Annotated in this window: 11 protein-coding genes; 8 read left to right on the plus strand and 3 right to left on the minus strand. The window is 37.2% G+C overall.

Annotated features, from left to right (window positions below; all coding sequences use genetic code 11):
• Positions 1–284: 284 nt before the first annotated feature.
• Both KO509_RS03795 and yegQ read right to left on the minus strand, forming a co-directional pair.
• Positions 285–533 carry a YfhL family 4Fe-4S dicluster ferredoxin gene (locus KO509_RS03795; RefSeq protein ID WP_215971964.1) on the minus strand — a complete coding sequence of 83 codons (249 nt, stop codon included), beginning with the start codon at positions 531–533 and terminating at the stop codon, positions 285–287.
• Positions 534–536: 3 nt separating this feature from the next.
• Positions 537–1,943, minus strand: coding sequence for a tRNA 5-hydroxyuridine modification protein YegQ (gene yegQ / locus KO509_RS03800; RefSeq protein WP_215971965.1), 1,407 nt, complete (start codon positions 1,941–1,943; stop codon positions 537–539).
• A 246-nt stretch (positions 1,944–2,189) separates the two neighbouring features.
• On the opposite strand from yegQ, the gene KO509_RS03805 reads away from it, so the two are divergent.
• The 3 genes from KO509_RS03805 (at position 2,190) to KO509_RS03815 (ending at position 6,457) form a co-directional block, all read left to right on the plus strand.
• A complete protein-coding gene (locus KO509_RS03805) occupies positions 2,190–3,032 on the plus strand; it encodes an HDOD domain-containing protein (RefSeq protein ID WP_215971966.1) in 843 nt (280 codons plus the stop codon).
• 255 nt (positions 3,033–3,287) lie between these two features.
• Complete coding sequence (locus tag KO509_RS03810) at positions 3,288–5,498, plus strand: patatin-like phospholipase family protein (RefSeq protein ID WP_215971967.1); 2,211 nt, start codon at positions 3,288–3,290, stop codon at positions 5,496–5,498.
• Positions 5,499–5,578: 80 nt separating this feature from the next.
• A complete protein-coding gene (locus KO509_RS03815) occupies positions 5,579–6,457 on the plus strand; it encodes a D-hexose-6-phosphate mutarotase (RefSeq protein ID WP_215971968.1) in 879 nt (292 codons plus the stop codon).
• A gap of 302 nt (positions 6,458–6,759) precedes the next feature.
• Here KO509_RS03815 and mutH read toward each other — a convergent pair whose 3' ends face one another.
• Entirely contained in the window at positions 6,760–7,449 is a 690-nt protein-coding gene (gene mutH / locus KO509_RS03820) for a DNA mismatch repair endonuclease MutH (RefSeq protein ID WP_215971969.1), read from the minus strand.
• Positions 7,450–7,587: 138 nt separating this feature from the next.
• On the opposite strand from mutH, the gene rppH reads away from it, so the two are divergent.
• The 5 genes from rppH to KO509_RS03845 all read left to right on the plus strand — a co-directional run bounded on the left by rppH (position 7,588) and on the right by KO509_RS03845 (position 13,056).
• On the plus strand, positions 7,588–8,115 hold the full coding sequence (gene rppH, locus KO509_RS03825; protein ID WP_215971970.1) for an RNA pyrophosphohydrolase: 528 nt from the start codon (positions 7,588–7,590) through the stop codon (positions 8,113–8,115).
• A gap of 78 nt (positions 8,116–8,193) precedes the next feature.
• Positions 8,194–10,512, plus strand: coding sequence for a phosphoenolpyruvate--protein phosphotransferase (gene ptsP / locus KO509_RS03830; protein WP_215971971.1), 2,319 nt, complete (start codon positions 8,194–8,196; stop codon positions 10,510–10,512).
• Positions 10,512–11,303: a sulfite exporter TauE/SafE family protein gene (locus KO509_RS03835; protein ID WP_215971972.1), complete on the plus strand. Its 792-nt coding sequence runs from the start codon at positions 10,512–10,514 to the stop codon at positions 11,301–11,303. The genes ptsP and KO509_RS03835 overlap by 1 nt, the downstream gene beginning before the upstream one ends.
• 41 nt (positions 11,304–11,344) lie before the next feature.
• Positions 11,345–12,205: a prolipoprotein diacylglyceryl transferase gene (lgt, locus tag KO509_RS03840; protein ID WP_215971973.1), complete on the plus strand. Its 861-nt coding sequence runs from the start codon at positions 11,345–11,347 to the stop codon at positions 12,203–12,205.
• Positions 12,205–13,056 carry a thymidylate synthase gene (locus KO509_RS03845; RefSeq protein ID WP_215971974.1) on the plus strand — a complete coding sequence of 284 codons (852 nt, stop codon included), beginning with the start codon at positions 12,205–12,207 and terminating at the stop codon, positions 13,054–13,056. The genes lgt and KO509_RS03845 overlap by 1 nt, the downstream gene beginning before the upstream one ends.
• Positions 13,057–13,150 lie beyond the last annotated feature (94 nt).

Consider the following 13,150-nt stretch of genomic DNA (forward strand, 5'->3'; position numbering starts at 1 on the left):
ATTTATTCGCCTAATAATGGGATATAACATAATACCTATGTTATTGAGGTGTATTGTGTTCAGGCGACTGAAGTCGCCCCTACAAAAACGTCCTACGAAATAATTGATTACCATCACCGTAAAGGCGAATTTATTCGCCCCCATATAAAAACACCCAATACAAGAATTGATTATCATCACCGTAGGGGCGAATTTATTCGCCTAATAATGAGGTGTAATATAATACCTATGTTATTGAGGTGTGTTGTGTTCAGGCGACTAAAGTCGCTTAATTAACAATAAAATTAAGCAACATGCATCTTGATAAATTTAGCTAATAACGCGTCTTCGCTTTCAACGTGATTAGGATCAGGCTTTACACAATCTATAGGGCAAACACTGACACAGGTTGGCTTATCATAATGACCTACGCACTCTGTACATTTATCAGTATCAATTTCATATATGTGTTCACCTAATGTTATTGCTTCATTAGGGCATTCAGGGTCACACATATCACAATTGATACAACTGTCTTCAATATATAATGCCACTATTTATTCACTTACTTGGTTTTGGGCGAAAGGATGTCTTGTTGTACCACCATCAGTTAAGTAGCGCATAATAATGCCAAAGGTTAAATCTAATTCGGTATTTAGTGCAATAGCTACTTTATGACCTGAGCCTTTTGCATCGGTTATTACCTCACCTGTTTTACTGTTTATCATGTTCGTTAAAGTAAAATTGATATTACCCTTTGGTGTCATTAATTCTAACTTATCGCCGATGAGAAATTTATTTTTAACGTCAATTTCAATTAATCCTGAATCTTCGTTTCTTCCTAATACTTCGCCAACAAATTGTTGTGTATCACTTTTTGAATACCCATAGTCATAATTTTGTGTTTCTGAGGGACGGTGACGTTTTAAAAAGCCTTCGGTATAACCTCGATGAGCTAAATGTTCTAACTCAGAATTTAAATTAGTATCAAAAGGCTTGTTGGCCATAGCATCATTAATAGCTTGGTTATAAACTTGAGCAGTTTTAGCACAATAGTAAAACGACTTAGTTCTACCTTCTATTTTTAATGAATGTATTCCCATTTTTACTAAACGCTCGACATGCTCAACAGCGCGTAAGTCTTTTGAATTCATAATATATGTGCCGTGCTCATCTTCAAATGCCGGCATATATTCACCAGGACGGCCTTCCTCTTGAAGTAATACTAGGTCGTCGACTGGCTGATTTTGAGCATGTCCTTGCTCAAGTGTAATAATATTATTGTTTGGTGTGTATATTTCTGGCGAAGGAGCTACTGCAATAATGTCACCTGTTTCAGTTTCTTTTGCTTTATGTGTGTCATATTTCCATCGACATGAATTGGTGCAGGTGCCTTGGTTTGGATCACGTTTGTTAATATAACCCGATAATAAACAACGGCCAGAATAAGCCATACATAAGGCGCCATGCACAAAAACTTCAAGCTCCATTTCAGGACAGTGTAGGCGGATATCTTCAATTTCATCAAGCGACAACTCACGCGATAGTATTACCCGTTCAACCCCTTGTTGGTGCCAAAACTTTACAGTAGCCCAATTTACCGCATTCGCTTGGACAGACAAATGAATAGGCATGTCTGGAAAGTTTTCACGTACCATCATTATTAAACCTGGATCTGACATGATCAAAGCGTCTGGCTTCATTGCAATGACAGGAGAGATATCTTTTAAAAAAGTTTTCAATTTACCATTGTGAGGCGCAATGTTATTAACCAAATAAAACTTTTTGCCTAATGCGTGTGCTTCATTAATGCCTATTTGAATGTTTTCGAGAGAGAACTCATTATTTCGAACTCGAAGAGAGTAACGTGGCTGTCCAGCGTAAACAGCGTCAGCGCCATAAGCAAAAGCATATCGCATATTTTTTAAACTACCCGCAGGGGAAAGCAATTCAGGTCTTAGCATAAAATTTAATTAGTTTGATTTATGTACAGAATAAATGGGGGCGCATTATAAAAAAAAGTGTGAATACGGACAATCCAAAACAGGGATAAGTATGTTCTAGAACAAAGAAAATGGTTAAATACTTATTAATTGACCTATCGACTATTATAAGTGAAAAATATTTAGTCAAAAAAAGTAAATAATCCATTGAGTTAAAGAAAATTGTGCTATGTTAAAATGATAGTGTAAATATAAAGAGGATTTCTTATGGCGGCTGAAAGTGCGTTATACACGATTTTAACGGAAAAAATCAATCAAGAGGCGTTGGTATTACCTACATTGCCAGAGGTTGCATTTAAAGTCAGACAGGCGGCTGACGATCCTGATGTTAATTTACATTACATGAGTGACATTATCGCGAAAGATCCTGCGCTTTCTTTAGGCTTAATAAAAGTAGCTAATAGCGCGTTATTAGGAAGAACGGTTAAGGTTGAGAGTGTGTCTCAAGCCGTAACTCGTATTGGGCTGCGTCAAATTAAGGGTATTGCTACGGCGATGGCACTTGAACAAGTGTTTGTTTCTAAAAATGAAGTTGTAGCTACTTACATGAAAAAGTCTTGGGAAAAAACAGTTGATGTCGCTTCTGTATCAATTAGTTTAATGGGAATTTATCTTGAAAATAATAAGCATACGGCATTAAATTTAGATACGCTTACCTTAGGCTCTTTAGTACATAATATTGGTGTTTTACCTATTTTAACTGAAGCTGAGCAATATCCAGATACCTTTGCTAATCCGACATTTTTACAGCAAGCTATTACTAAGCTTTCAGGTAAAATTGGTGGAGAAGTCACACGTGCATGGGGATTTTCTGCAGAGTTAACTGAATTAGCGGAAAGTTGGGGGGATTTAACTATTTTACCAACCGAGATTCATTATCTAGATTTTATTCGAGCTGGTGCTATTTATCACAATATTTTTAAGAATAAAGCAACGCAAGAAGTCTTATTAACGAGTTATGTGAAAAAAGGTATTTTACCTGATATTGCGTTTATGGATACTGAAGACTTTAAAGCAAGGTGTGCCGACGTTAAATCAATGTTTATCTAACGTTATTGATTATTTATTGTCATCAAGCCTGACTTTTCATGCAGGGTTTATTATTGCTCATTCTATAATAAACCTTCTATTGTTCAACAGTAAGTTCTTGCCTATAGCGGTGAGTTATATTTCACATTGAATTTAACTCGCGCTTAGTTTACCAATATTAGCTTAATTTTAATCCTACTTTTAATTAAAGGTGAACAGAAAGAAATAACACTGTATATTTGTAACGTCTCCATTCCTCATAACCTTTTTAACTTTATGCGACTTACTTTTCTTTTTCTAATTTTCTGTATTACGTTAACAAGCCCATTACTTTATGCAGAATCACGTCCTAAAATTGGTTTAGTTCTCAGTGGGGGCGGTGCTAAGGGAGCTGCTCATATTGGCGTGCTAAAGGTTATTGAGAAAAATAACATTCCTATTGACTATGTTGTTGGTACCAGTATTGGTGCTTATGTTGGCGGCTTATATGCACTAGGTTATAGCGTTGATGAAATCGAAAATACTATGCTCAACCTGCCTTGGGAGCGGAGCTATTCTGATTATATTCCTCGAGCGTTTTTATCATTTGAAAATAAAAACTTAAGAGATAAATATAATATTCCCATGCGAATAGGGATTCGTGATGGGCAATTAAAGTCATCCAATGGTTTTTTGCTAGGGCAATCAGCAGATAGTTTATTGAAATTGTCAACTAATGTAGTTGCGAAATTTGCGAGCTTTGATCATTTGGCTATTCCTTATCGTGCCATTGCTTCAGACTTAGTAACAGCTAGAGCGGTGGTGATTAATAAGGGAAGTATTACAAAGGCGATGCGAGCATCTGCCGCTGTTCCTGGTGTCGTAGAGCCAGTAACTATTGATGGTAGATTATTAGTTGATGGTGGTATTGCTAATAATATGCCTATTGATGTTATCAAAGCGATGGGGGCTGATATTGTTATCGCCGTAGATATTGGTTCAGCGTTATTTCCAAAAGAAAATATTAATAGCACGTTTGATGTATTTAACCAGTTATCAACCATTATCACGAATAATACCACTCAGGCTCAAATGCGGTATTTATCGACTAGCGATATATTAATCCGTCCAAAAATTGACTATTTAAGTACCACAGATTTTTCAATTATGACACAAGCGCTTGAGCTAGGTGAGCAAGCAGCATTACAAAGCGAAGCCGCGTTAAAACTGTTAGGTGTTAGTGAGCAAGAGTACTCAACGTATCAACAAGAAAAAAAGCAAAAAGCCCTTACTTGGTTTAATACTTTTACCCAACCTATTACGAGCATTGAATATCAGAATAACTCAACCGTGAGTCAGGCTATTATTGAGGAAAAGTTGGCGATTAATATCGGAGATATTGTTAGTAAAGAGCAGTTGCAATTAGCTATTGAACGAATTTATTCCTTAGATAAGTTTGAGTATGTTGATGCTGAATTTCTGGATCTAGCTGAAGGGAGGCAACTGATAGTGACCACCCGTGCTCAATCTTGGGGGCCTAATTACCTACACTTAGGTTTTAAATTAGAAAGTGATTTTAAACAAGGCTCTGTTATTGATCTTGATTTAGCTTATATTTTAAATGATGTGACGCCGTATGGCGGTATGTGGATTAATGAAATAAAGTTAGGTTGGGAGTCATTATTGGCAACAGAGCTTTATCAACCATTATCGGAAAACCAACATTATTTTGCTAGAACAAGAATCCAATATAGTCAGGATAAATGGGAAGCGACAGATGATAGAGTTGAGCTCATTAATAAAAATTATTTGGCTAAGTTAGGATTAGGTTTTGATTACTTAAATGATGGTGTTATAGAGCTTGGCTTCCTTGGCGAAACAGGAAAACTTGCGTTTGAAAATCACCAAGGAGGATCACTTGATTATGAATCTTATGGTGCTTACTTATCATTTAGTTATGACAGTTTAAATAGTATTAATTTCCCTACCCATGGTAATAAATTATCTGTGAATATGTTTTGGCGCAATGATCATTATCAAGACATTGAAGGGACTGAGCCTAAAGATACATCATTAGAAGTGCAGTTAGACTGGCGTGGTGCTTTTAACGTTAATAATCATTCTTTTGTTAGCATAGCGTCATTTGCAACGGTTAATAATGATAGTGACTTTACTGTGCATGTTACTGAATTAGGCGGTTTTTTGAATCTGTCTGGTTATCAAAAAGATGCCTTAATTGGGGCACACAAAGTTTTTGCTGCTGTTGTTTATCAGTATGATTTAGGGCGAGAACTTTTTGGAAAAGCAAGTTTACCGTTATATTTAGGCGCTAGTTTTGAAACCGGTAACGTGTGGGAAGTGAGTGAATCAATTGCCATGGACGACTTGGTACGTTCTGGTAGCTTATATTTGGGGACAGATACTGATTTTGGTCCCGCTGTTTTTGGTTTTGGCTTTGCTTCTGGTGGTGAAAATACGGTGTTTTTATCATTAGGTAAAAACTTTTAAGTTTACCTTCCGTTTATCGTTAGTTTTATTTTGGACGCGCTGACATATTAATATATAGAAAAAAATAAGGTATTTATATAGTGTTATTAGTTAAAAACGAATTTGGCCAAGTGCTTGAAACCAAGTTAGCTCAAGATTTATCTGTATTAGCTATTGAGCATACAGTCGTTAAAGCAAAGATTAGTTTATATGGTGGCCAAGTACTGAGCTGGCATCCTGATGGTGAAAAAGAAGTTTTTTGGCTATCAAAAGATTCCCTTTTTGAGCAAGGAAAAGCAATTCGTGGCGGTATACCTTTGTGTTGGCCTTGGTTTGGCGCGCATCCAAATGATAATGCTCACACTGCCGGTAATCATGGCTTTGTGCGAATGCAGCAATGGCAAGTCGTTAGTATTGATATTAGCGAGCAGGGGGTTGAAGTCACCTTGAGTTGGCAGGGAGAAGCAATGAACGAGCTATGGCCAAATGCTTGTCAATTAAAACAAGTATTGTTTTTTGGCCGTTCGTTTAAGCAAACGTTACAAATGACTAATCTTGGTGATGCCGATGCATACTACACTGGTGCTCTGCATAGTTATTTCCGGGTGAGTGCTCCTGCAGAAATAAAAATAGCGGCGCTAGGGCAAGCTGATTATTATGATAAGTTAACTGAACAGTTATGTAAGCCACAAGTGTTTAAAAATGGTGTAGGCCCTGTTGACCGTATTTACCATAGCAATAAAGATCTGAGTCTAGTGGATTATGCTTGGGGCCGAACGCTTGAGCTGAAATCACAAAATACAAAGCAGTGGGTTTTTTGGAATCCAGGTGTTGAGGCAGCTAATAAAATGGCCGACGTTCACCCTAATGGGGAACAGGAGTTTGTTTGCTTAGAAGCAGCAACCACTGAAATGCAATTACTCCCAGCGGGGGGAAGTAAAACAATTACCCAAGAGATATCAATTGTAAACCATGAGTAATTATTGTTTTTATTGCTTGATACTTAATCATTCAATTGTTCATCAATCACTCATGGTTGTTTATAAATTATTCATCCTTTGGTTGTTTTTTTGTTCGTGGTTTGTTCATTTTTTAGGTCGCCAGTTCCGTCATTCCGTTGGTGTCTTAATACGGAATCCCATGCGTGTGGTTGAATAGTACTTAGAATACTGGATCATATAAACTACACAGCATAACGTTTGAGATTCTGAATCAAGTTCAGAATAACGTTGGTTATTTAGGATGACGGTAGTTGCTCAGGATATAGCGCATTACACTAAAATCAAACATCAATATTGATACGTAAGTTTTTATTTAATAGCGCTTGAGTGAAAGGAATCTTTAAATAAAAGCCACGAGGTAAGGTCATAAATGGTTTGCCATGGCGATTATAAGCTTGTGTTTTCGCTTTAGCGTTGGCAGCTTTTGGTCTAAGTTGTAGTACTTGCCCATGTTTACCATGAATATTTTCAACATCGCCTAAAACAATCATATCGGTTAGCTCTTGCCAGTCCATTGCTAATAATTGTTCTTCTTCAGCAGAAGGCGACCAAAGGAAAGCGCTGCCAATTCGGCGCTCTGCTAAAGGAATTTTTTTGTTGTCAGGGGTGTCACAAATGATAGGAACCCATAGAACTTTTGATAATTTTTGCTTAAGCCAACAATTTTGCCAATTAACGCCCACTAAACCTGTTAAAGGCGCAACACAAACAAAAGTCGTTTCAAGTGGCTTACCTTGACAGTTTATAGGCAAGGTTTTCAATTCAATACCAAGTGTAGGAAAGTCAGGTTCAGGTTTTGAGCTTGCGCTGGCGCCAAGCACATGTTCAAGCAATAATCCTATCCAACCTTTGTTCCGTTTTAAATCTACAGGTATTTCAATTTTCGCATCATCGGCAACCTCTGCGAGGGTTAAGCCAGCTAAGTTATGCACTCTTTCAAGTAACTCTTGTTCAGAAGCGGGAATATTCATGTAGTATTAATCATTAATGCTTGGTAAATAAAAAGCCATTATCTTGCTATTAGGTAAAAAAATCAAAGTAATCATTTGCTCCATTGGCGTTATTATGGTTGAATCTACACAAGTATTTTTTAGTTTTCAGGAGTTCCTGTGATCGATGCCGAAGGCTACCGAGCCAATGTCGGCATAGTAATAATTAATAGCAGGGGACAAGTATTTTGGGCTAGAAGGTTTGGGCAACATTCATGGCAATATCCACAAGGTGGTGTTGATGAAGGTGAAACTGCTGAGCAAACCATGTTTCGAGAGTTATATGAAGAAGTAGGATTAAAACCAGAACATGTTAAAATTGTTGCTTCAACTAAACACTGGCTAAAGTATAAATTACCAAAACGTTATATAAGGCACGATAGTAAACCTGTTTGTATTGGGCAAAAACAGAAGTGGTTTTTATTAAAATTAACTGCACCTGAATCATCGGTCAATTTACTACATAGCTCTCATCCTGAATTTGATGATTGGCGTTGGGTGAGTTACTGGTATCCAGTTCGACAAGTAGTGTCATTTAAGCGCGATGTTTATCGTAAAGTTATGAAAGAGTTTGCCGTACAGGCTTTATCTTTTTCATATGAAAAAAGGCCTGATAGGCGGCCTAATCGAGGTAAACGCCAAGCGTAATTATTACTATGAGTTATTTTATTAAAAGCCTACTTACGTGGGCTTTTTTATTCATTTTATACGTTCAATAAGGAAATTATGTTAACCACGCTACGTCGTATTGTGCTTGAGTTTAGTCAAGAAATGCAGCTGCAAATAGCATTAGAGCGTATGGTTAGCCAAATCAAAAATTCACTAAATACTGACTGTTGCTCAATTTATTTAGCTGACCACGCTCAACAACACTTTTTATTAATGGCTTCCGATGGCTTAGCACAAAAGTCGTTTGGGCAAACCGCGATAAGGTTTTCTGAAGGCTTAGTTGGACTAGTAGGACAACGAGAAGAGCCAATAAATATTGCCGATGCGCGAAATCATCAACATTTTATGCATGCCCCCGAAGTTGAAGAAGATGATTTCAATGCTTTTCTAGGCACACCTATTATTCACCGACGTAAAGTGTTGGGGATCCTTTCTATTCAACAAAAGCATGCGAGGAACTTTACAGAAAATGAGGAAGCCTTTTTAGTTACGTTAGCCGCTCAATTAGCTAATGCGCTAGCGAGTGCTGAAGTGAAAAATCTATTTACGGAATCAGAAAAAAGTAAAGATGTAAAACAGTTGTTGGGTATTGCTGGTGCTCCAGGGATAGCACTGAGCGAGATTATTGTACATCAGCCTAAGGTTGAGCTTGCTACGCTAGCATTACAAAAAGTGAGTGTCGCTCAACAAAGTAAACAAGTGCTGCGTTTTACCACTGCGGTTAATAAAACCAAAGCTGACTTTGAACAGCTGAGTCAAAAATTAAGTAATATTATTACTAATGATAATTTAGCTATTTTTGATGTTTACATACAATTGCTTGACCAAGCTGATATTAGTCAGGGCGTGATAAAAAAAATCAATGAAGGCTGGCAAGCAGAAAGCGCTCTTAAGCTTATCATTGATCATTATGTGACTCAATTTGAAGCAATAGATGACAGTTATTTAAAAGAGCGAGCTACCGATATTCGAGATTTAGGTAATCGCTTATTACTGAATTTACAAAAGAAAAAATCATTAAAAGTAAAATTGCCTAAAGCCTTTATTTTACTGGCGGAAGATGTAACGGCTTCTATGCTGGCTGAATATCAACATAAAGGTTTAAAAGGCATTGTATCTTTGTCTGGCTCAGCTAACTCTCATGCTGCTATTTTAGCGCATGCGCTTGAATTACCGGCAATAATGGGAATTACAAACATTCCAATTGCTCAGTTTAACCATCAACAAGCTATTGTTGATGGTTATAGTGGTGAATTGTTTATTAATCCTGATGATGCATTGATAAGTGAATATCGGCATTTAATTGCTCAAGAAAGTGAATTGATCAGTAAAATTCAGCAAGAGGTTCATCTACCAACTATCACGCAAGATGGTCAAGCTATAGAGCTACAATTAAATGCTGGTTTGTCTGCCGGTTTTGAACGACCAGAAAATTTAGGTAGCTTAGGTATAGGTTTATATCGAACAGAAATACCTTTTATGGATCGGCATTATTTTCCATCAGAGCAAGAACAAACGAATTTATATGAACAAACATTAAAAGAGTTTTCTCAAGCAACTGTTACCATGCGTACGTTAGATATAGGTGGAGATAAATCGTTACCTTACTTCCCTATTACCGAAGATAATCCTTTTCTAGGTTGGCGTGGGATCAGGATTACCTTAGATCACCCTGAAATATTTTTAGTTCAGGTGCGTGCCATGATTCGGGCTAATCATCAGTATAATAATTTAGCAATTATGCTACCGATGATTTCAAATGTTAATGAAGTAGATGACGCTATTCGTTTAATTAATCAAGCGCATTTAGAAGTGGGTATTGAGATAAATAGCGAGCGGCAAAGTGATATAACTTATAAACATGGCAACGACATGCAGATTAAGGAGCTTCCGCGTCCCAAAATAGGTATCATGTTAGAAGTGCCTTCTGTGATATTTCAACTTGAAGAGTTAGCTCAACGAGTTGACTTTTTCTCTGTTGGTAGTAATGATTTAACACAGTATTTACTTGCGGTAGATCGTAATAATGCTCAAGTGGCTGATTTACACGATGCTTATCACCCCGCGGTACTTAGAGCATTGTATACGATTGCCAAAGAGTCTAAAAAGTATTCAATACCGTTAAGTTTGTGTGGGGAGTTGGCTGGTGAACCTGCGGGTGCCTTGTTATTATTAGCAATGGGTTTTGATAAACTCAGTATGAATGGACATAATATAGCACGTATTAAATGGGTTATTCGCCATGTTGATTTTCAAAGAGCAGAATTGATTTTATCTCACACCTTAAAATTGATTACTGCGAAGCAAGTGCATACATACTTAAATGAGCAACTTGAACAATTAGGTTTGGGCGGTTTTATTCGCGCTGGATTGTAATGTTTCTAATTTTTATTAGCTGTTTATTCCTTGGCGCTATTACCGGCTTTTTAGCTGGACTATTAGGTATTGGTGGCGGTTTAATTGTAGTGCCTGCTTTAGTTTACTTATTACCTCAACTAGGTATTAGTAATGAAGTGATCATGCCAATGGCGTTGGCAACCTCGTTATCGACAATTGTGATTACTTCATCTAGTGCCACATTGGCGCACCATAAAAATAGAAATATTCCTTGGAATATAACGAAACCACTGATGTTCATTGTCGCTTTTGGGGCCTTAGTAGGGGCTTTTATTGCTGATCATTTGTCAGCTCAAGCATTAACAAGCTTTTTTGCTATTGCGGTTGTAATACTTGCCTCCTATATGTTGCTATCTATTCGGTTGCAGCGCTATAAAGAAATGCCGTCAAAGATTAAGTTACAATTTATTAGTTTACTCACCGGTGTTGTTGCGAGTTTAATGGGCATGGCAGGTGGGGCTATTTTAGTGCCAATTTTAACGTACTTTGGTACGCCATTAAGACATTGTATCGGTATTGCTACTGTATGTGGCGTTATGGTGGCGTTATTTGGCTCTTTGGGGTATATCATTTCAGGATTTGGTAATGAATTATTGCCAGCTTGGAGTCTTGGTTATGTTTATTTACCTGCTTTGAGCGGAATCGCGCTAACATCTTCATTATTTGCGCCTGTTGGCGTAAAATATGCCGCTAAGGTGCCTGTACAAACTTTAAAAAAATTATTTGCCATTTTTCTTATTATTGTGGCAATGAAAATGATGTTAACTTAACTTTCTTCGCATTTTTAAGCGAAGCTTTATTTGGATAGAAAATGACAGACCAGTTTTTACAATTTCCCATTATTGACCCTATTATTTTTAGTATTGGGCCGGTTGCTCTTCGTTGGTACGGCATGATGTACTTAGTCGGGTTTTTGGGTGCAATGTTTATTGCAAATAAAGCCGCAGATAAAAGTGGTGGCGAGTGGACTCGTGAACAAGTAAGTGATTTATTATTTTATGGCTTTCTTGGTGTAATTTTAGGTGGGCGAATAGGCTATGTATTTTTCTATCAATTCGACTACTTTTTAGCCGAGCCATTGTACCTTTTCAAAATTTGGGCTGGCGGTATGTCATTCCATGGCGGATTGCTCGGTGTTATTGCTGCGGTGTACCTATTTGCACGTAAAACCAATAAAGCATTTTTAACCGTAGGTGATTTTGTTGCACCGCTTGTACCTATTGGTTTAGGTATGGGACGTTTAGGTAACTTTATTAATGCTGAATTATGGGGAAGACAAACTGATGTACCTTGGGCTATGGTGTTTCCAACCGACCCATTACAATTACCACGCCACCCATCACAATTGTATGAATTCTTCCTGGAAGGTGTTGTGTTATTTGCTATTTTATACGTTATTACACGTAAGCCTAGAAGTTTAGGTTTAGCTTCAGGCGCTTTCTTAATTGGGTATGGTGTGTTTAGAACCATTATTGAATTCTTTAGAGAGCCAGACGCTCATTTAGGCTTATATTTTTCTTTTATTACTAAAGGGCAAATTTTAAGTCTACCGATGATTTTAGGTGGAGTTTTGATTATTTATTTGGGTTACTTAATTCAAGAAAAAGAAGCAATATCTAATACAAAGCGTACAGGAAGCAAAACAACATCTGCTAATAAAGGTAAAGTATAATGCGTGCATATTTAGATTTGTGTCAACGTATTGTTGACCAAGGTACTTGGGTTGAAAATAGTCGAACCGGGAAGCGTTGTTTAACCGTTATTAATGCTGATTTGGAATACAATGTTGCCGATAACGAATTTCCGATGATAACGACCCGAAAAAGTTTTTTTAAATCGGCTATTGCTGAATTTCTTGGCTATATTCGTGGCTATGATAATGCGGCTGACTTTAGAAAACTAGGTACAAAAACCTGGGATGCGAATGCTAATTTAAATGATGCTTGGTTAAACAATGTTCATCGTAAAGGTGAGGATGATATGGGGCGTGTTTATGGCGTTCAGGGGCGAGCTTGGGCTAAACCTGATGGTGGCACTATTGATCAGCTCCAAAAAATAGTTGATAACTTAAGTCAAGGTATCGACGATCGTGCTGAAATCCTGACGTTTTATAACCCTGGTGAATTTCATATGGGGTGTTTAAGGCCTTGCATGCATACTCACAATTTTTCAGTATTAGATGGCACACTTTATTTAACCAGTTTTCAACGTTCGTGTGATGTACCTCTAGGACTAAACTTCAACCAAGTACAGGTATTCTTTTTCTTGGCTATCATGGCGCAAATTACAGGATTAAAGCCTGGTATTGCTTATCATAAAATAGTAAATGCACATATTTATGAGGATCAATTAGCCTTGATGAAAGAGGTGCAGCTTAAACGTGAGCCGTTGCCGTTACCTAAATTGATTATAAATCCGGATATTAAATCGTTAAAAGACTTAGAAACCTGGGTCACAATGGATGATTTCTCAGTGGAAGGTTATCAGAGCCATGAAGCAATAAAATATCCGTTTGCTGTATAAGCGATATTTTTAACCTTAAGCTATTTTGTTCTCTATATAAAATTGTTTACTTAATTAAACAGGTATAAAAAAACCGACATAATGTCGGTTTTTA

Origin of the sequence: Colwellia sp. C2M11, from assembly GCF_018860915.1 — a bacterium.
In the GTDB taxonomy this organism is placed as follows: Bacteria; Pseudomonadota; Gammaproteobacteria; order Enterobacterales; family Alteromonadaceae; genus Colwellia.